Below are 20,067 nucleotides of genomic sequence, written 5' to 3'. Positions count from 1 at the left end.
TTGCCAGGCCTGATTATATTTCGGAAAGCTAGAGGTTAATTACTGTAAGTGATAGTAAATTCAGAATCCGCATTTGCCACACCAGGCGTTACGGTTGCGGAGGTAGCAATATAGCGAGCCATGAACGGCAGTGTCGCCTTGCCATCAGCGTCGATATCTGCACTGACTGACTGGTTGTAGAGCTTCAGCAAGGTGTTGTCAGCACGGTTGTAGATGGCAACGGCAACCCCTGTAGCTCCACCAGCGTTCAGTTTAAGGTAACCGTCTCCATCTTCTGTACCATCAAAGCGAGCGGTGGCTTTTTTATATGTATCAGGGCAATTTTCAAGATCGATCTGGAAAGCCTGTACGGAAGCCGTCGAGCCTGCACCAGAAAAGGCGGATTTATTGACTTTACCAAGGTCAACGGTTTGAGTTTGTGTTGGTGCAGTAACCTCACAGGTGCTGTCAATAATTTCGCCTGTAAAGTGTACAGTACCATTGCCGTTCCCCGCGTGCGCCTGCAAACCTAAAAGCAAAGATGAGCAAACTAATGCGCTTTTAAAAAGTTTTCCATTCATTATGACATTATCCTGAAGTTATGAATAATCATGTTTCATTATTAAAACAAATATTGCCGAACCATCCCGGCCAGGAAATAGTAAACTGAAAAATAAAAATAACAAGGAGAAATAATATTGTATTAATTATTACTGATGGAATAAGAGAATAAACATAAGCGTTTTATTACTTAATGTAATTTTATATCACACAGAAAAGTCGACACACTGTAATTAGTTTTTATTTAATAAGAAGTGGGAAACTTTATTTTTCAGAAAATATTTATGTTTTGATATAAAAATAACCCCGTAATCATAAATTAACGGGGTTATTCCTAAGTGATATATAATATTATTCTACGGTAACAGACTTCGCCAGATTTCGCGGCTGATCAACGTCGGTGCCTTTGATCAGCGCGACGTGATAAGCCAGCAGTTGCAGCGGAACGGTATAGAAGATCGGCGCAATCACCTCTTCCACATGCGGCATCTCGATGATGTGCATGTTGTCGCTGCTGGCGAAACCGGCGTCTTTATCCGCAAAGACGTACAGAACACCACCACGGGCGCGCACTTCTTCGATGTTAGATTTCAGTTTTTCCAGCAGTTCGTTGTTCGGTGCCACAACGATGACCGGCATATCTGCATCGATCAGCGCCAGCGGGCCATGTTTCAGTTCACCTGCCGCGTAAGCTTCAGCGTGAATGTAAGAGATCTCCTTCAGTTTCAGCGCGCCTTCCAGCGCAATCGGATACTGATCGCCACGCCCCAGGAACAGGGAGTGATGTTTGTCAGAGAAATCTTCCGCCAGCGCCTCAATGCGTTTGTCCTGAGACAGCATCTGCTCGATACGGCTCGGCAGCGCCTGAAGGCCATGCACAATGTCGTGTTCAACGGAGGCATCCAGACCTTTCAGACGCGCCAGTTTCGCCACCAGCATCAGCAGAACGGTTAACTGAGTGGTAAACGCCTTGGTGGAAGCCACGCCAATTTCAGTACCGGCTTTGGTCATCAGCGCCAGATCGGATTCACGTACCAGCGAAGAGCCCGGCACGTTACAGATGGCCAGCGAGCCCAGGTAACCCAACTCTTTAGACAGACGCAGCGCCGCCAGGGTATCAGCCGTTTCGCCAGACTGAGAAAGGGTGATCATCAGGCTGTTACGACGCACCGCAGATTTGCGGTAGCGGAACTCAGACGCGATTTCCACATCACACGGCACGCCCGCCAGGGATTCAAACCAGTAGCGCGAGACCATACCGGAGTTATAAGAGGTACCGCAGGCCACGATCTGAATGTGCTCGACTTTGCCCAGCAGTTCGTTGGCATTGGCGCCCAGCTCGCTCAGATCCACTTCGCCGTGGCTGATGCGCCCGGTCAGGGTGTTTTTAATGGCGTTTGGCTGTTCGTAGATCTCTTTCTGCATGTAGTGACGGTAAGCACCTTTGTCGCCCGCGTCGTATTGCAGGTTTGATTCGATCTCCTGACGCTTAACCTGCTCGCCTTTCGTGTCGAATACGGTCACGCTGCGACGTGTCACCTCGGCAATGTCTCCCTCTTCCAGGAAGATAAAGCGACGGGTAACCGGCAACAGCGCCAGCTGGTCGGAAGCGATAAAGTTTTCACCCATGCCCAGACCAATCACCATCGGACTACCGGAACGCGCGGCCAGCAGCGTGGACGGGTCGCGGGAATCCATGATCACCGTACCGTAAGCACCACGCAGCTGAGGGATAGCGCGCAGCACCGCATCACGCAGTGTACCGCCCTTTGCCAGCTCCCAGTGCACCAGGTGAGCAATCACTTCGGTGTCGGTTTCAGAGACGAAGGTATAGCCGCGCGCTTTCAGTTCTTCACGCAGCGGTTCGTGGTTTTCGATAATGCCGTTATGCACCACCACAATGTGTTCAGACACATGCGGGTGTGCGTTGCCTTCAGATGGCTCACCGTGGGTCGCCCAGCGGGTATGTGCAATACCGGTGCCACCGTGCAGCGGATGTTCTTCCGCAGCCTGGGCCAGCATCTGCACTTTACCGAGACGACGCAGACGGGTCATATGACCTTCTGCATCGACCACAGCCAGACCGGCTGAGTCGTAACCACGGTATTCCAGACGACGTAAACCTTCGAGAAGGATTTCAGCAATATCACGCTGCGCAACTGCGCCAACAATTCCACACATAGTTAGATTTCCTGATTATGGCGTTATGCCATGCGTTGTCGCTGACCTGTATTTGCCCTTTCCGGGCGCCCCGAGCCTTGTAGAGAGTGGGGTTATTTTTATGGGTACTGCTTGTGGGGGGAGATATATATTTATCTCCTCTCCCGGGTTTGCCTGATGTCGGCTACGCCTTATCAGGCCTACTCAATCGTAGGGCGGGTAAGCATAGCGCCACCCGCCTTGTTGTTACTTCTTCTTCACCGGGCGTTTCCAGCCCTGCTTGCTGACCTGCGGCACACGGCTTAACACCAGCTCGTTCTCGGCCACATCGCGCGTAACGGTTGTCCCGGCGGCAATGGTCACGCCTTTGCCCACGGTGACAGGCGCCACCAGCTGGGTATCGGAGCCTACAAACACATCATCACCGATGATGGTTTTAAACTTATTGGCACCGTCATAGTTACAGGTGATGGTTCCAGCACCGATGTTTACGTTGTCGCCAATTTCCGCATCGCCCAGATAGGTCAGATGACCGGCTTTCGAGCCCTTACCCAGACGCGCTTTTTTCATTTCCACAAAGTTACCTACGTGAGCGCCTTCCAGCAGCTCAGCGCCCGGGCGCAGACGCGCAAACGGGCCGATGGTACATGCCGCCTCAAGATGGGCATCTTCCACCACGCTGTACGGGCTGATTTCGCAGTCGTCACCGATCACGCTGTTTTTAATCACGCAGCCAGTGCCGATTTTGACGCGGTTGCCCAGCGTGACGTTACCTTCCAGGATAACGTTAGTATCTATTTCAACGTCGCGCCCGTGGGTCAGCGTGCCACGCAGATCGAAACGCGCCGGATCGCGCAGCATAACGCCCTTGAGCAACATCTTTTCTGCTTGCTCGGACTGGTAAATACGCTCCAGGCGAGAAAGCTGGAGACGGTTGTTTACCCCGTCCGTTTCGCTGATGCGAGCCGGGTGAACGGCGGCAATCTCACGCCCTTCCTGGTACGCCATCGCAATGATGTCGGTGATGTAGTATTCACCCTGCGCGTTGTTATTGTTGAGTCTGGACAGCCAGCGCTTCATATCCGCACCGTTCGCAATCAGGATGCCGGTGTTGATCTCCTGAATCTGGCGCTGTTCGTCAGTGGCATCTTTATGCTCAACAATCCCGGTTACCTTGCCGTTTTCACGCGTAATGCGGCCATAGCCGGTTGGATCGTCCAGCACGACGGTCAACAAACCGATGCCGCCCTGCGGTTTGGCTTCACGCAGGCGAGTGAGGGTTTCAACGGATATCAGCGGGACGTCGCCGTAGAGCATCAGGATATCTTCATCATCAGCGAAGAAGGGTGCAGCCTGCTGCATCGCATGGCCTGTACCCAACTGTTCTGCCTGTAGCACCCAGTTGAGATTGTCGTCATGCAGCGTTTTTTTCAGCAGATCGCCGCCATGTCCATAAACCAGATGCACCTGGCTGGCGCCTAATTCATTCGCTGCATCAATAACATGCTGAACCATTGGCTTTCCTGCCAGCGTGTGGAGCACCTTAGGCAGATCGGAATACATGCGGGTACCTTTGCCTGCGGCAAGGATCACCACGCTCATCGCACTGTTTAACATACGCATCCTGACGGTAGTTTGTGTGAGAAGTAAAAACGTTTGATGCTTAAAATTCTACATCTTTTTCATCATGAATTAAGGCCGAAAAAAAAAGCCAGCCTGGGATCCAGACTGGCTTTTGTGCTTTTCAAGCCGGTGTTACATCGCTTTTTTGGTCAACTCGATAACGCGCAGTTTCGCGATCGCTTTGGCCAGCTCCGCAGACGCCTGAGCGTAATCCACGTCACCATGAGAGCTGCTAATGTGCTCTTCAGCCTTACGCTTCGATTCCAGGGCTCGCGCTTCGTCGAGATCCTGGCCACGAATAGCGGTATCGGCCAGAACGGTCACACTGCCTGGCTGCACTTCAAGAATGCCGCCGGACAGATAGATAAACTCTTCATGACCGAACTGTTTAACGATGCGGATCATACCAGGCTTAATGGCGGTGAGCAGCGGTGCGTGACCCGGGAAAATACCCAGTTCACCTTCACTACCCGTTACCTGGATTTTCTCGACCAGACCAGAGAACATTTGTTGCTCTGCGCTGACGACGTCCAGGTGGTAAGTCATTGCCATATCACCCTCCGATTAAGGCGTTAAAGTTTTTTGGCTTTTTCCACGGCTTCTTCGATGGAACCAACCATGTAGAACGCCTGCTCTGGCAGGTGATCGTATTCGCCTTCCATGATGCCTTTAAAGCCACGGATGGTGTCTTTCAGGGAAACGTATTTACCCGGAGCACCGGTGAATACTTCCGCAACGAAGAACGGCTGGGAGAGGAAGCGCTGGATCTTACGCGCACGTGCTACCACCAGTTTGTCTTCTTCAGACAGTTCATCCATACCCAGGATGGCGATGATGTCTTTCAGTTCCTGATAACGTTGCAGCAGGGACTGTACGCCACGCGCGGTGTCGTAGTGCTCCTGGCCAACAACCAGTGGATCCAGCTGACGGCTGGTGGAGTCCAGCGGGTCAACGGCCGGGTAGATACCCAGAGACGCGATCTGACGGCTCAGTACCACGGTTGCATCTAAGTGAGCAAAGGTGGTGGCTGGGGATGGGTCAGTCAAGTCATCCGCAGGTACGTATACCGCCTGAACGGAGGTGATAGAACCGGTTTTGGTAGAGGTGATACGTTCCTGAAGAACACCCATCTCTTCCGCAAGCGTAGGCTGATAACCTACCGCTGAAGGCATACGACCCAGCAGTGCAGATACTTCAGTACCGGCCAGGGTGTAACGGTAGATGTTATCAACGAACAGCAGAACGTCACGACCTTCGTCACGGAACTTCTCAGCCATGGTCAGGCCGGTCAGCGCAACGCGCAGACGGTTTCCTGGTGGCTCGTTCATCTGGCCGTAAACCAGGGATACTTTATCCAGAACGTTGGAGTCGGTCATTTCGTGGTAGAAGTCGTTACCCTCACGAGTACGTTCACCCACGCCCGCAAACACGGAGTAACCGGAGTGCTCGATCGCGATGTTACGGATCAGCTCCATCATGTTTACGGTTTTACCTACACCCGCACCACCGAACAGACCGACTTTACCGCCCTTCGCGAACGGACACATCAGGTCGATAACTTTGATGCCGGTTTCCAGCAGTTCCTGAGAGCTGGACAGCTCTTCGTAGGAAGGTGCCGCGCGGTGGATAGCCCAACGCTCTTCTTCACCGATGTCGCCTTTCATGTCGATTGGCTGACCCAATACGTTCATGATACGACCCAGTGTTGCTTTACCTACCGGGACTTCGATCGGGTGCTCAAGGTCTTTTACTTCCAGACCACGACGCAGACCGTCGGAAGAACCCATGGCGATGGTACGCACGATACCGCCGCCGAGCTGCTGCTGAACTTCCAGCACCAGGCTCTCGTTACCATTCTGTACCTCAAGCGCGTCGTACACGCGTGGTACGGCGTCCTGAGGGAACTCGACGTCCACCACGGCGCCGATTACCTGGACAATCTTTCCAGTAGCCATCTTGAATCCTCTACGTAATTCGTAAACCTGGTTAAACCGCGGCGGCCCCCGAGACGATCTCGGTGAGTTCCTGAGTAATGCTGGCCTGACGAGCTTTGTTGTAAACCAACTGCAGCTCTTTAATCAGGCTGCCGCCATTATCGGTCGCGGCTTTCATCGCCACCATTCGTGCGGCCTGCTCGCTGGCCAGGTTTTCTACAACGCCCTGATAAACCTGAGATTCAACGTAACGACGCAGCAGGGTATCCAGCAGCGGTTTCGGATCGGGTTCATACAGGTAATCCCAGGCTTTCTGTTTCAGCTCGTCATCTTCTGATGCCGGTAACGGCAGCATCTGAGTGAGCGTAGGCACCTGAGACATGGTGTTAATAAATTTGTTGCTGACAACGTACAGTCTGTCCAGACGGCCTTCATCGTAGGCCTGCAACATCACTTTAACCGGGCCGATCAGTTCGGACAGGGACGGGTTATCACCCATACCGGTCACCTGAGCGACAATGTTGCCGCCAACGGAGTTAAAGAAAGAGACGCCTTTAGAGCCAATCAGTGCCAGATCGCACTGAACGCCTTTATCGGACCAGCCTTTCATATCCGCCAGCAGTTTTTTGAACAGGTTAATGTTCAAGCCGCCACACAGACCACGGTCAGTCGACACCACCAGGTAGCCCACGCGCTTAACGTCGCGTTCTTCCAGGTAAGGGTGCTTATATTCCAGATTACCGTTTGCAAGGTGACCAATCACTTTGCGCATGGTCTCTGCATAAGGACGGCTGGCCGCCATGCGATCCTGCGATTTACGCATTTTGGAAGCGGCGACCATCTCCATCGCTTTAGTGATCTTTTGCGTGTTCTGGACGCTTGCGATCTTACTACGTATCTCTTTTGCGCCGGCCATGAGCTTCTCCTCAATGCCAGACGGCTTGTCCTGAGACAAGCCGCCGGACGATTACCAGGATTGGGTTGCTTTGAAGGAATCGAGGATAGCTTTCAGCTTGCCTTCGATTTCGTCGTTATAGCCACCGGTCTGGTTGATCTCTTGCATCAGCGGAGCGTGATCACGGTCGACGTAAGCCAGCAGAGCGGCTTCGAAGCTACCGATTTTCGCCAGTTCCACATCTTCGAGGTAACCGCGTTCAGCCGCGAACAGTACCAGGCCCTGCTGAGCAACAGACATTGGCGCGTACTGTTTCTGCTTCAGCAGCTCGGTCACTTTCTGACCGTGGCTCAGCTGTTTACGGGTTGCTTCGTCCAGATCGGATGCGAACTGAGAGAACGCAGCCAGTTCACGATACTGTGCCAGCGCGGTACGGATACCACCGGACAGTTTCTTGATGATCTTGGTCTGAGCAGCACCACCCACACGGGATACGGAGATACCCGGGTTAACCGCCGGACGAATACCGGAGTTAAACAGGTTGGTTTCCAGGAAGATCTGACCATCGGTAATGGAGATTACGTTGGTCGGAACGAACGCAGAAACGTCACCCGCCTGGGTTTCAATGATCGGCAGAGCGGTCAGAGAACCTGTTTTACCCTTCACTTCACCTTTGGTGAAGTTCTCGACGTATTCCGCGTTAACGCGGGAAGCACGCTCCAGCAGACGAGAGTGGAGGTAAAATACGTCGCCCGGGAATGCTTCACGTCCTGGTGGACGACGGAGCAGCAGGGAAACCTGACGATAAGCAACGGCCTGTTTAGACAGGTCATCGTATACGATTAGCGCATCTTCACCGCGGTCACGGAAGTATTCGCCCATTGCGCAACCGGCGTATGGCGCCAGGTATTGCAGTGCAGCAGATTCAGACGCGGTTGCTACCACAACGATGGTGTTAGACAGTGCGCCGTGCTCTTCCAGTTTACGAACCACGTTGGAAATGGTGGACGCTTTCTGGCCGATAGCCACGTATACACATTTGATGCCGGAATCACGCTGGTTGATGATGGCGTCGATTGCCATCGCGGTTTTACCGGTCTGACGGTCACCGATGATCAGTTCACGCTGACCACGACCGATTGGGATCATAGCGTCAACGGACTTATAACCCGTCTGCACTGGCTGATCAACGGACTGACGGTCGATAACGCCTGGTGCGATAACTTCGATTGGGGAGAAGCCATCGTGCTCAACCGGACCTTTACCGTCGATTGGCGCACCCAGGGTGTTAACAACGCGACCCAGCAGGCCACGGCCAACCGGTACTTCCAGAATACGGCCAGTACACTTAACCTTCATGCCTTCGGCAAGGTCAGCGTATGGACCCATCACAACGGCACCTACGGAGTCGCGCTCCAGGTTCAGTGCGATAGCGTAACGGTTACCCGGCAGGGAAATCATCTCACCCTGCATACAATCGGCCAGGCCGTGGATGCGGATAACACCGTCACTTACAGAAACAATAGTACCTTCGTTGTGAGCTTCACTCACAACATTGAACTGAGCAATGCGCTGCTTGATCAGTTCGCTGATTTCGGTGGAATTCAGTTGCATGCTCCAGTCCCCTTAAGACTGCAAGACGTCTGCAAGGCGCTCAAGACGGCCGCGTACGCTGCCATCAATGACCATATCACCCGAGCGGATGATTACGCCTGCCATTACAGACTTATCGATTTTGCAATTCAGCTTAACTTTGCGTGACAGACGTTTTTCCATCGCGGCGGTGATTTTCGCAAGCTGTTCGTTACTCAGTTCAGTCGCAGAAGTTACTTCAACTTCAGCGGTAGCTTCACTAAGGGCACGTAAGTGCTCAAACTGCTCGAGAACATCCGGGAGCACACGGAGACGACCATTTTCCGCCATCACCTTAATCAGGTTCTGGCCGTTGGCATCCAGTTGCTCTCCGCACACGGCGATAAACGACGCGGCGAGGGTTTCAGGCGCTAACGCACCAGAAAGCAACTCGGCCATTTGTTCGTTTTTCGTCACCTCAGCGGCAAACGCCAGCATATTCTGCCAGCGATCGACATTTTGGTGTTCGACAGCAAAGTCAAAAGCTGCTTTGGCGTAGGGGCGAGCTACCGTAACAAATTCAGACATCAGCCCCTCCCTCCTTACAGTTCAGCGACAAGTTTGTCCACGATGTCGCTGTTAGCAGCTTCATCCACGGAACGTTCGATGATCTTCTCGGCGCCAGCAACAGCCAGAATCGCAACCTGCTTACGCAGTTCTTCACGAGCACGTTTACGCTCAGCTTCAATTTCAGCCTGAGCCTGTGTCACGATCTTAGTACGTTCCTGTTCTGCTTCAGCTTTGGCTTCGTCCAGGATCTGAGAACGGCGTTTGTTAGCCTGTTCAATGATTACCTGAGCTTCAGCTTTCGCTTTTTTCAGCTGGTCTGTCGCGTTGGCCTGTGCAAGGTCCAAATCTTTCTTAGCGCGTTCTGCGGAAGCCAGACCGTCAGCAATTTCTTTCTGACGTTTTTCGATGGCAGCCATTAAAGGCGGCCATACATACTTCATGCAGAACCAGACAAAGAGAATAAACGCGATGGCCTGGCCGAGGATTGTTGCGTTCATGTTCACAGCACAATACCTCTTAAATTTCTGTGGCTTGGGGTTTTAAAACAACTACTACGCGACAGCAAACATCACGTACAGACCCAGACCTACAGCGATCATTGGGATTGCATCCACCAGACCCATAACGATAAAGAACTGAGTACGCAGCAGAGGAATCAGATCAGGTTGACGCGCTGCGCCTTCCAGGAATTTGCCCCCGAGGATGCCGATACCGATCGCAGCACCGATAGCCGCCAGACCCATCATCACAGCGGCAGCCATGTACAGCAGATCCATATTCAGGTTTTCCATGACAGTCTCCAGTTTGTTTCAATTAAAACGTAGTAGTGTTGGTAAAAAATCAGTGCTCTTCAGACGCCATCGACAGATAGACGATCGTCAGAACCATGAAGATAAAGGCTTGCAGCGTAATGATCAGGATGTGGAAAATGGCCCATGGCACATTCAGAATCCACTGTGACCACCACGGCAGAAGACCCGCGATCAGAATGAAAATCAGCTCACCCGCATACATGTTGCCGAACAGTCGCAGACCCAGTGAAACAGGTTTGGACAGCAGGCTAACGCCTTCCAGGATCAGGTTGACCGGAATAAACGCCCAGTGGTTGAACGGCTGCAAGGTAAGCTCTTTCACAAAGCCGCTTACGCCTTTCATTTTGATGCTGTAGAACAGAATGAGGATAAATACGCCCAGCGCCATCGACAGGGTGATGTTCACGTCGGCAGACGGAACCACGCGCAGTGCAGGCAGGCCGAGTACGTGCTCACCGATCCAAGGTAAGAAATCGATAGGCAGGAGGTCCATCAGGTTCATCAGGAAGACCCAAACGAACACGGTCAGGGCCAGCGGAGCAATCAGTTTGCTCTTACCATGGTACATGTCTTTCACGCTGCCATGGACGAAGCCGATGATCATCTCGATGAACGTCTGGAATTTCCCTGGAACACCGCTGGTCGCCTTTTTAGCAACGCTGCGGAACATGGCCAGGAACAGAAGACCCAAAACCACCGAGAAGAACATGGAGTCGATGTTGATCGTCCAGAAGGTGGCCGGGGGGTTATGTGGATCCACCAGCGAGAATGTACGCAGGTCCAGCTGAAGGTTATTCAGATGGTGACCTATGTAATCCTGCGGCGTCATATTTTCTGAAGCCATGATGCCTTTTACCCTTTGTTATTGATTACAGCTGGAGCCAGAACTTGTACCACCAGCACCAAAACCCACGTTGCTATCAGCGGCATGAATACCACTTTCAAAACCGCCAGCGCCATCACCAGTAGAGCAAAGGTCAGCAACACCTTACACACTTCGCCGAGAGCGAAGGACCAGGCCACGCGGCCTTTGGCGGGTGTATGCGCCTGATGACGCCAGGCAAAAATCATAAACAACACGTTTGGCAGAACCACCGCCAAACCTCCGCACGCGGCGGAGATGCCCCAGAAGGGGTCTTTGAGGCTAAACAGCAGTCCACTTGCTATCACAGCCAGAAACTGAATGAACAGAAGCTTACGAGCAACGTTTCTACTCAAGAGCGACACAGACATCACGTTTTTACTCCTGCTCCCTTCGAGGTATGCCGCGTGTCGTATAAAACGTCCTTTAAGGCTCAGAGTCAAGCATCAAAAAGCGGTCAAATTATACGGTGCGTACCCGTGATTTCAAACATTAAGTAGCGAAAAGGTGAATAAATGTTTAAATATTTTTCCCCAGTCCTATTTTTCAACTTTTGACCTAAGTGCCGACCTTCAGGCAAAACTGCAAACAGCGCGGAAACGTTGGTGATAAAGCGTGCACGAGATCACAAAATACACATTTGCGATAAAGTGGTATTTATCAAAGACGTAAAACGATTTATTTCATCTGTATGAAATTAAAGCAAAAAAATCGCAACTATTTTTAAAACAGAGCCGTATACAACAAAAACCTTTTATTGACATTCTTAATAAATATTTAACATTCCATTCTTGTTGCCTTTACCCACTTTTAGCAGGCTGATATTTTCATGGTTGATTATCCTCAGAGTGAACAACTCACTTCAGGTTAACTATAAGAAAACCCATGGTAACAACAAGGTTAAATTAACAACGGCCAAAACAGACGGGATGTGCTGCTTTTTAACACGATCAGAACAGCACAAATTCCACATTTTTTATTAATTTTTAAAAAGTGTTTGGCTTAATTATCACCAGATGACGCTCACCTTCGAGCTGAGGGATCTGAAGTTTCTCAATGGATTCGACAGCAAAACCGTCCGGAAGCAGCTCGATTTCGTCCCCCGGAAGTTGCCCTTTCAGCGCATAAAAACGCCCCTTCTCCGCCGGCAGGTGTTTGCACCAGCTCACCATGTCATTGAGTGACGCAAATGCGCGGCTGATAACGCCGTCAAACGGTGGCTCAGCCGGGAACTCCTCTACCCTGCTCTGCACGGGCGTGATGTTTTCCAGCTTCAGCTCATGCTGGACCTGGCGTAAAAAGCGTACGCGCTTACCCAGGCTGTCCAGCAGCGTGAATTGACTCTCCGGTCGAACAATAGACAACGGAACGCCCGGCAAGCCCGGGCCGGTGCCCACGTCGATAAAACGTTCCCCGTTCAGATACGGCGCCACGACGATGCTATCGAGAATATGGCGAATCAGCATCTCGTTGGGATCGCGTACGGAGGTGAGGTTGTACGCTTTATTCCATTTGTTCAGCATATCGACATAGGCCACCAGCTGATTTTTCTGGTGATCGGTGAGCGAAATACCTGCCTGTTCCAGCAGACGAGAGAGTTTATTGAGCACGGTGGATACCTGTTGAGAAACTTAAGTGGCGGGTGGCGCTTCGCTAACCCGCCCTACGGGTTCAGTAGGCCCGGTAAGCGCAGCGCCACCGGGCAATTTTCAGAGCATTACGCGCTGCGGCGCAGCATACCCTGCTTTTTCAGCCACACCAGCAGAATCGAAATCGCGGCAGGTGTGACGCCGGAGATACGTGAGGCCTGGCCAATCGACACAGGTTTGTGATCGTTCAGCTTAGCGATCACTTCGTTGGAAAGGCCCGTCACCTGACGATAGTCCAGCATTTCCGGCAGCAGCGTGTTTTCGTTGCGCTGCTGTTTTTCGATCTCATCCTGCTGACGCGCGATGTAGCCTTCGTATTTCACCTGGATTTCGACCTGCTCGGCCGCTTCCGCGTCTTCAAGGCCCGGCGCGAACGCGGTCAGTTTGACCAGATTCTCGTAGGTGACTTCAGGACGGCGCAGCAGATCTTCCCCGCTGGCTTCGCGCGACAGCGGTGCTGTTAAGTGAGCGTTTACTTCGGCAGCGGTTTCCGCCTGCGGATTCACCCAGGTGGTTTTCAGGCGCTGACGTTCCTGTTCGATACGCTCCAGCTTCTCGTTGAAGCGCGCCCAGCGTTCGTCATCCACCAGACCCAATTCACGGCCCACCTCAGTCAGACGCAGATCGGCATTGTCTTCGCGCAGCATCAGGCGATATTCCGCACGAGAAGTAAACATGCGGTACGGTTCTTTAGTCCCCAGCGTGCAGAGATCGTCGACCAGAACGCCCAGGTAAGCCTGAGAACGCGCCGGTGCCCAGCCCTCTTTCTCGGCAGAGAAGCGAGCGGCGTTCAGACCGGCCAGCAGACCTTGCGCTGCGGCTTCTTCGTAGCCGGTAGTACCGTTAATCTGGCCCGCGAAGAACAGACCCTGGATGAATTTGCTTTCCAGGGTTGGCTTCAGGTCACGCGGATCGAAGAAATCGTACTCAATAGCGTAGCCAGGGCGAACGATTCTTGCGTTCTCCATGCCCTGCATTGAGCGAACAATTTGCATCTGTACATCGAACGGCAGGCTGGTGGAGATGCCGTTCGGGTAAATTTCATTTGAGGTCAGCCCTTCCGGCTCCAGGAAGATCTGGTGCTGGTTACGATCGGCAAAGCGCATCACCTTGTCTTCGATCGACGGGCAATAACGTGGGCCGATCCCTTCGATCACACCGGCGTACATTGGGCTGCGATCGAGGTTATTGCGGATCACGTCATGGGTTTTTTCATTGGTGTGCGTGATGTAGCACGGCACCTGCTGCGGATGCTGAGCCGCATTGCCCATGAACGAGAACACCGGCATCGGGTTATCGCCGTGCTGCTGTGCGAGCACGCTGAAATCAATGGTGCGCGCATCAATACGCGGCGGCGTACCGGTTTTCAGGCGGCTTACGCGCAGCGGCAGTTCACGCAGACGACGAGATAACGGAATCGACGGCGGATCGCCAGCACGGCCACCGCTGTAGTTGTCCAGACCAATATGGATTTTACCGTCCAGGAATGTCCCGACCGTCAGCACAACCGCTTTTGCGCGGAACTTAAGACCCATCTGGGTCACGGCGCCAACAACACGATCGTTCTCCACGATAAGATCTTCTACCGCCTGCTGGAAGATCATCAGGTTCGGTTGGTTTTCCAGCGCGGTGCGCACAGCCTGACGGTAAAGCACGCGGTCTGCCTGTGCACGGGTGGCGCGAACAGCCGGACCTTTACTCGCGTTTAGTATCCTAAACTGAATGCCCGCATGATCGATCGCTTTCGCCATCAGGCCGCCAAGTGCATCCACTTCTTTTACCAGGTGTCCTTTCCCAATGCCGCCAATCGCCGGATTACAGGACATTTGTCCCAGCGTGTCGATATTGTGTGTCAAAAGCAGGGTCTGCTGACCCATTCGCGCTGCGGCCATTGCGGCCTCAGTGCCTGCGTGACCCCCGCCAATGATGATGACGTCAAAAGGATCCTGATAAAACATGGTGGTCTGCCTCGCGTAAAGCGGTATGAAAATGGATTGAAGCCCGGGCCGTGGATTCTACTCAACTTTAGTCTTTCGAGAAAGCATTGGGATCCTGGGCTATTAAAAAGAAGATCTTTTTATTTAGAGATCTGTTCTATTGTGATCTCTTATTAGGATCGCAGACCTCTGTGGATAAGTCCGATCCCATAAATAAGATCATGCAGTTAGGAAGGATCGTTTGCTGTGAATGATCGGTGATCCTGGACCGTATAAGCTGGGATCAGATCGCCACTTTATACACAGGTCAAAAACTAAACCAACGTTGTTCTTTGGATAACTACGGCTTAATACGAGCTTTTAACCAGAGTTATCCACATCTGATCGCACGATCTTTAATCGTTTTTGAGTAAATTTTTCCATTCCGCGAGCCAGATCTCGGCTGGATCTTCGGGAATGTCATGATCGAGGATGTTGATCTTCAGCGTTTCACCCAGCTGTTTTGCTCCGCAGGCGGTCACCGCAGCTTCTACTTTCTCTATGGCGCCACAGAAAGTGTCATATTCACGGCTGCCGATCCCCACAGCGCCAAACCGGACGTTTGACAGATCGGGCTGTTGTTCCAGCAGTTCGTCATATAAAGGTTGCAGGTTATCCGGCAGATCGCCCGCGCCGTGCGTGGAGGTGATCAGCAGCCAGACCCCGTCAGTCGGGAGATCTTCCAGCAGCGGTCCGTGCAGCGTTTGTGTAGAAAAGCCCGCATCTTCCAGCTTCTCAGCCAGATGTTCCGCTACATATTCCGCACCGCCAAGGGTGCTGCCGCTGATAAGAGTAATGTCCGCCATTGATCGCTCGCTCAGATAAAGAGGCGGCCATTGTACGCTGTGAACGAGCTGGGATCTACCTGTGGAAAATGTGGGAATGAAATTGCCCGATCACGGGCGGATAGTACGCATGATCGGGTTTTGCAGGGAGATCAGGGTTTCAGTGGACTGAATTTCATCGATTGTTTGGATCTTGTTGATAAGTACCTGCTGGAGGGCGTCAATGGATCGGCACATCACCTTTATAAAGATGCTGTAGTGCCCGGTGGTGTAGTACGCCTCGGTGACTTCATCCAGCGCGTTCAGTTTCTCCAGCGCGGAGGGGTAATCTTTGGCGCTTTTCAGAATAATGCCAATGAAGCAGCAGACGTCGTAGCCAAGTTGCTTCGGGCTGACATCAATGCGTGCGCCGGTGATGATCCCGGCCTGCTTCATTTTCTCGACGCGAACGTGAATGGTCCCCGGGCTGACGCCAAATTGTTTCGCCAGTTCGGCATACGCGGTGCGTGCGTTGGCCATTAGCGCTTCCAGAATGCCGCGGTCCAGATTGTCGATCTGATAATTTTCCATAGGTTTTTCTTATGAAGATTAATGATTCCCTCTATTCTAGCGTCTTATTTTAACGAATCAAAAGTGAAGGCGGCTTTTTGTTGATGGGTTATTGAATTAAGCGCCTGTTCTGTTGCTTAATCAGTATCAACAGGACGCAGGAGTATAAATAATGAAAACCGCTTACATCGCAAAACAACGCCAGATCAGTTTCGTAAAATCCCATTTTTCCCGCCAGCTGGAAGAGAAGCTTGGCCTTATTGAAGTTCAGGCGCCGATTCTGAGCCGCGTGGGTGACGGGACGCAGGATAACTTGTCTGGTTGCGAAAAAGCGGTACAGGTAAAAGTGAAAACACTGCCAGACGCCCAGTTCGAAGTGGTTCATTCCCTGGCGAAGTGGAAGCGTCAAACCCTGGGACAACACGACTTCAGCGCGGGCGAAGGGCTTTACACGCACATGAAAGCCCTTCGCCCCGATGAAGACCGCCTTTCCCCGATTCACTCTGTCTACGTTGACCAGTGGGACTGGGAGCGCGTAATGGGAGATGGCGAGCGTCACGTCGGTACGCTGAAATCCACCGTTGAGGCGATCTACGCCGGGATCAAAGCAACCGAAGCGGCCGTGAGCAAAGAGTTTGGTCTGGCACCGTTCCTGCCGGAAACGATCCACTTTGTTCACAGTCAGGAATTGCTGAGCCGTTTCCCGGATCTGGATGCCAAAGGCCGTGAACGCGCGATCGCCAAAGAGCTGGGCGCGGTATTCCTTATCGGCATTGGCGGGAAATTGTCTGATGGTAAACGTCACGACGTCCGTGCGCCGGATTACGATGACTGGAGCACCGTGGGCGAAAGCGAATATGCCGGTCTGAACGGCGATATTCTGGTCTGGAACCCGGTTCTGGAAGATGCGTTTGAACTCTCTTCGATGGGGATCCGCGTGGATGCTGAAGCACTGAAGCGTCAGCTGGCCGTGACCGGTGATGAAGATCGTCTGCAACTGGAGTGGCACCAGGCACTGCTGCGCGGTGAAATGCCGCAGACCATCGGCGGTGGTATTGGCCAGTCTCGTCTGACCATGCTGCTGCTGCAACTCTCTCACATTGGTCAGGTACAGTGTGGGGTCTGGCCGCAGCAGGTACGTGAGAGCGTCGGTTCTCTTCTTTAATTAACGTCGCCAGCGTCTGAGCAGGCGGCTACGCAACCCGGTATCAAAGCGCCAGATATGATCGAAGATGCGCATGATGCCGGGTTTTCCATGTGCAGACATCGCCACGGCATGGAAACGGTGCTGGTGCACGCGCTGCATCTCCTTCACTTTATTCACGACGTCGTCCGGCAGCCGCTGGGCAATAAAATCGGAAATCACCACCGCATCCGCGTCGTACCAGTCTCCGCCCTGCATGCGCTCAATGATGCTGCGAAAACAGCTGGCCAGATCGGTGCCGCCGCGAAAGCGCTGGCTTAAAAAGCGGATCGCCTGCTCCAGCCCCTGTGGGCTGGTCAGTTCATACCCCACCACTTCGCTGGAAAATAACATGATGTAGCAGCGACGACGATCGGCGAGCGCCACGCGCATCAGGGCCAGGCAGAACGCTTTTGCACACTGTTCATTAAAGCCCCCCATCGATCCGGACGTATCGACGCAAACAATAAATGGGCCGCGCGGTTGCTCATCAAAATCCTGGTGCACCACCGGACGCTGGCTGATCTTCTCGCGCCAGGCTTCGCCATGCAGTCGATAGGTAATGAGCTGTTTTTCCACCAGCCGACGATAAAACTCATACTCCAGTTCGGTCATGCCCAGCGTGCTGAGTTCCGTAGGCAGCAGACGCAGGATGTCATCGCTTTGCTGTAGCCCGTCCACCTGCTCCGGTACGGTGGAGGGTTCACGTACCAGCGTACGGAAGGTTTCCATCGGCGCATCTTTCTTTGGGACCGACCGGGCCTCCCGGGAACGGCCGAGCTGTTCTGCGAGCTTCATCAGCTCCGGCTGTTGTGCCAGAAAGTCGCCGTACTTCACGATCAGCTGATAATCGCCCCGCTTTAACTGGCCGGCACTCATATCCCAGAGTCGACCGGCGGCGTTTTCATTCTCCACCAGCACCTGTTCTAACTGGCCGCTCAGGGTCATTCGCTCCTGGACTTCACTGAGCAACTGTTCGCGCTCTTCGTCCAGCAACTGCTGATTAAGGGCCGTGGCCTGGACCACAAGGCTCAGACGCCAGCGCTGTAAAAACAGCGTATGCAGGGCGGGAGTAAAGCTGGGGTTGTCAGTGACCAGCGCTCTGGCCTGGCTGGCAAACGGGGAGTGAACGTTATCAAGCAGCGTCAGGGTTTGCTGTAGCTGGGCAATAAACTGCGGTGTTGAAAGCCGCTGGCACTGCTGGTAACCAGCCACTTCCTCTGTCAGTTCCGGCGGGACTTCCGTCTCCTTAAACCGCTGTCGCAGGTTATCGCGCCAGCGGGGCAGATCGTCCGTCATTGCTTTTCGGAGCTTCGGGAATTTTTCAAAGAAGGCCGCCAGCTGCGGTGAAGCGAGCAGGGTAATGACGACCTCTTCGATCAACCCTTCCTCGCTAACCGCCAGCATGACGTTAAGCGTGTCCAGCGTTAGCATTGACGCGCCTGTTTGATCTGCGCGCTGACATCCTGCAAGCTGGCTTCAATGCGACCTAACCAGTCGCTATGGATAAAGAGGCATTTCTGCTGCTCGCTGAAGCGCGTGTGCTGCTGATGCCATTCGTTATCCAGCGCGTCGAGCTGCTGTTTGATCTCCTCCGGAACAGTATCGGAGGCCGTGCCCGGCAGCGCCAGGCGCGATCCCTGAAGGCTGACGTCACGGATCACTAGGTGCTGGCTGCTGTCGACTTCCATCGTCAGCGGCTGTGCAAAGCCGATACCGTTGAGTTTACCGCGGATCTCACCGCCTTTATCCAGCCACTGAACCAGCGCAACGCGTTCGATCGTCACGTGCACAACCTGCATATCATGAAGCTTCAGCGGTTGCTGAAGAAGAAGCGTGAGCGAGGCGTCAGTCAGCCCGGCGGGCAGTTCATAGTGCGGTTTACGGGCAAACATCCCGCCAAGACGGTTCACCTTCAGCGCGGTTTTGTCACTTTGCTGCTGCTGGAGCTGAAGGCGACGTTGGGCAATCGCGCCCAGTTGATTAAGCATCGACTGTTGACCCCACGCGTGTCCGGTCATCAAAACGTCCAGCTGCTGTTGCATCAGATTCATCCCTTCTGCGTCGTGCCACAGGCAGTCTTTCAGCAGGATCAGATCGATTGGGGCGACAGCATCGCGGCCGCTAAACAGCGCGCTTGCCTGGAGCAGGCGAATGGCTTTTTTCCAGCGACGATCGGAGACGTACGGCGCGGAAGGCAGCAAATCAAGCTGCTGGCGCAGCATAAAGATCAGCTCAAAAACGGGATCGGGCAGTTTTATCTTGCCGATCTCCTCCTGCCACTGGTGGTATTCCTCGTCCGTGACCTGCAATGACGCTGCCACCGGGTTTTCGTTTTCATCCTGCTGGCTTACCAGCATAGAACGGAAGTTTGATTTATCCTGGACTTTATCCAGCCACAGGCGGATCAGCATACGGTCATACAGCGCTTCCAGGCTGCTGTCGGCTTCGGGCAGTTCGTTTGACGCGGCCACCAGCAGGCGCATGGGGATCTTCTCTTCGCTGGCGCCGTTGCGGAAGCGGCGTTCGTTAATTGCCGTCAGCAGGGTATTCAGAATGGCCGGGCCGGCTTTCCAGATCTCATCAAGAAAGACGATTTCCGCTTCCGGAAGATAGCCCGCCGTCAGACGTTCATAGCGTCCCTCATCTTTTAACGCCTGAATGGAGAGTGGGCCGAAAACTTCTTCCGGCGTGGAGAAGCGCGTCATCAAATACTCGAATGCGCGCGCGTTCTGGAAAGCGAATTTGAGGCGGCGTGCGATCAGACTTTTGGCAATGCCCGGCGGGCCCAGCAGAAATACGCTTTCCCCACTCAGCGCCGCCAGTAAACAGAGGCGAATGGCGTGGCTACGCTCGTAAAGGCCTTTCTCCAGCGCACTGCTGAGGCGGGAAATTCTTTCTGCTAATAAATGTGAGTGAGCCATAATAGTTTTGCATCCTTTCGCCGTCGTGGCGGC

Annotated in this window: 19 protein-coding genes; 1 reads left to right on the top strand and 18 read right to left on the bottom strand. The window is 53.2% G+C overall.

Annotated elements, in window-relative coordinates; all coding sequences use genetic code 11:
• Nucleotides 1–35: 35 nt before the first annotated feature.
• The 16 genes from LOC22_RS10680 to asnC all read right to left on the bottom strand — a co-directional run bounded on the left by LOC22_RS10680 (nucleotide 36) and on the right by asnC (nucleotide 15,948).
• The gene (locus LOC22_RS10680) at nucleotides 36–560 is read right to left on the bottom strand and encodes a fimbrial protein (RefSeq protein ID WP_045339486.1); all 525 of its coding nucleotides are present in this window, start codon (nucleotides 558–560) and stop codon (nucleotides 36–38) included.
• A 331-nt stretch (nucleotides 561–891) separates the two neighbouring features.
• A complete protein-coding gene (gene glmS / locus LOC22_RS10675; protein WP_015570148.1) occupies nucleotides 892–2,721 on the bottom strand; it encodes a glutamine--fructose-6-phosphate transaminase (isomerizing) in 1,830 nt (609 codons plus the stop codon).
• A gap of 225 nt (nucleotides 2,722–2,946) precedes the next feature.
• A complete protein-coding gene (gene glmU, locus LOC22_RS10670; protein ID WP_045333544.1) occupies nucleotides 2,947–4,317 on the bottom strand; it encodes a bifunctional UDP-N-acetylglucosamine diphosphorylase/glucosamine-1-phosphate N-acetyltransferase GlmU in 1,371 nt (456 codons plus the stop codon).
• Nucleotides 4,318–4,455: 138 nt separating this feature from the next.
• Complete coding sequence (locus tag LOC22_RS10665; protein WP_006177560.1) at nucleotides 4,456–4,875, bottom strand: F0F1 ATP synthase subunit epsilon; 420 nt, start codon at nucleotides 4,873–4,875, stop codon at nucleotides 4,456–4,458.
• A 20-nt stretch (nucleotides 4,876–4,895) separates the two neighbouring features.
• On the bottom strand, nucleotides 4,896–6,278 hold the full coding sequence (atpD, locus tag LOC22_RS10660) for a F0F1 ATP synthase subunit beta (RefSeq protein ID WP_015570150.1): 1,383 nt from the start codon (nucleotides 6,276–6,278) through the stop codon (nucleotides 4,896–4,898).
• 31 nt (nucleotides 6,279–6,309) lie between these two features.
• Nucleotides 6,310–7,173, bottom strand: coding sequence for a F0F1 ATP synthase subunit gamma (gene atpG, locus LOC22_RS10655; protein WP_003862364.1), 864 nt, complete (start codon nucleotides 7,171–7,173; stop codon nucleotides 6,310–6,312).
• A 51-nt stretch (nucleotides 7,174–7,224) separates the two neighbouring features.
• On the bottom strand, nucleotides 7,225–8,766 hold the full coding sequence (gene atpA / locus LOC22_RS10650; RefSeq protein ID WP_003862367.1) for a F0F1 ATP synthase subunit alpha: 1,542 nt from the start codon (nucleotides 8,764–8,766) through the stop codon (nucleotides 7,225–7,227).
• Nucleotides 8,767–8,778: 12 nt separating this feature from the next.
• Nucleotides 8,779–9,312, bottom strand: coding sequence for a F0F1 ATP synthase subunit delta (gene atpH, locus LOC22_RS10645; RefSeq protein ID WP_015570151.1), 534 nt, complete (start codon nucleotides 9,310–9,312; stop codon nucleotides 8,779–8,781).
• Nucleotides 9,313–9,326: 14 nt separating this feature from the next.
• Complete coding sequence (gene atpF, locus LOC22_RS10640; RefSeq protein ID WP_003862370.1) at nucleotides 9,327–9,797, bottom strand: F0F1 ATP synthase subunit B; 471 nt, start codon at nucleotides 9,795–9,797, stop codon at nucleotides 9,327–9,329.
• 48 nt (nucleotides 9,798–9,845) lie between these two features.
• Nucleotides 9,846–10,085 carry a F0F1 ATP synthase subunit C gene (gene atpE / locus LOC22_RS10635; RefSeq protein WP_000429386.1) on the bottom strand — a complete coding sequence of 80 codons (240 nt, stop codon included), beginning with the start codon at nucleotides 10,083–10,085 and terminating at the stop codon, nucleotides 9,846–9,848.
• Nucleotides 10,086–10,134: 49 nt separating this feature from the next.
• Nucleotides 10,135–10,950: a F0F1 ATP synthase subunit A gene (gene atpB, locus LOC22_RS10630; protein ID WP_003862373.1), complete on the bottom strand. Its 816-nt coding sequence runs from the start codon at nucleotides 10,948–10,950 to the stop codon at nucleotides 10,135–10,137.
• Nucleotides 10,951–10,958: 8 nt separating this feature from the next.
• Entirely contained in the window at nucleotides 10,959–11,339 is a 381-nt protein-coding gene (gene atpI / locus LOC22_RS10625) for a F0F1 ATP synthase subunit I (protein ID WP_003862375.1), read from the bottom strand.
• A gap of 615 nt (nucleotides 11,340–11,954) precedes the next feature.
• Nucleotides 11,955–12,578: a 16S rRNA (guanine(527)-N(7))-methyltransferase RsmG gene (rsmG, locus tag LOC22_RS10620; protein ID WP_017383708.1), complete on the bottom strand. Its 624-nt coding sequence runs from the start codon at nucleotides 12,576–12,578 to the stop codon at nucleotides 11,955–11,957.
• Between the two features lie 107 nt (nucleotides 12,579–12,685).
• Complete coding sequence (mnmG, locus tag LOC22_RS10615) at nucleotides 12,686–14,575, bottom strand: tRNA uridine-5-carboxymethylaminomethyl(34) synthesis enzyme MnmG (protein WP_032668933.1); 1,890 nt, start codon at nucleotides 14,573–14,575, stop codon at nucleotides 12,686–12,688.
• A 374-nt stretch (nucleotides 14,576–14,949) separates the two neighbouring features.
• Nucleotides 14,950–15,399: an FMN-binding protein MioC gene (gene mioC / locus LOC22_RS10610; protein WP_003862381.1), complete on the bottom strand. Its 450-nt coding sequence runs from the start codon at nucleotides 15,397–15,399 to the stop codon at nucleotides 14,950–14,952.
• A gap of 90 nt (nucleotides 15,400–15,489) precedes the next feature.
• Entirely contained in the window at nucleotides 15,490–15,948 is a 459-nt protein-coding gene (asnC, locus tag LOC22_RS10605) for a transcriptional regulator AsnC (RefSeq protein ID WP_003862383.1), read from the bottom strand.
• 151 nt (nucleotides 15,949–16,099) lie between these two features.
• Between asnC and asnA the strand changes: the two genes are divergently transcribed.
• The gene (asnA, locus tag LOC22_RS10600) at nucleotides 16,100–17,092 is read left to right on the top strand and encodes an aspartate--ammonia ligase (protein WP_003862385.1); all 993 of its coding nucleotides are present in this window, start codon (nucleotides 16,100–16,102) and stop codon (nucleotides 17,090–17,092) included.
• Here asnA and viaA read toward each other — a convergent pair whose 3' ends face one another.
• Both viaA and ravA read right to left on the bottom strand, forming a co-directional pair.
• Nucleotides 17,093–18,544: an ATPase RavA stimulator ViaA gene (viaA, locus tag LOC22_RS10595; RefSeq protein ID WP_015570153.1), complete on the bottom strand. Its 1,452-nt coding sequence runs from the start codon at nucleotides 18,542–18,544 to the stop codon at nucleotides 17,093–17,095.
• Nucleotides 18,538–20,034 (bottom strand): ATPase RavA, encoded by a 1,497-nt coding sequence (ravA, locus tag LOC22_RS10590; protein WP_230239530.1) that lies wholly within the window; start codon nucleotides 20,032–20,034, stop codon nucleotides 18,538–18,540. Before ravA ends, viaA begins: the two co-directional genes overlap by 7 nt.
• Nucleotides 20,035–20,067: the final 33 nt, after the last annotated feature.

It is taken from the genome of Enterobacter sp. AN-K1 (assembly GCF_020971765.1).
GTDB lineage: Bacteria > Pseudomonadota > Gammaproteobacteria > Enterobacterales > Enterobacteriaceae > Enterobacter > Enterobacter hormaechei_C.
The sequence above is the reverse complement of the archived record's forward strand: the minus strand, read 5'-3'. Positions and strand labels throughout refer to the sequence as shown.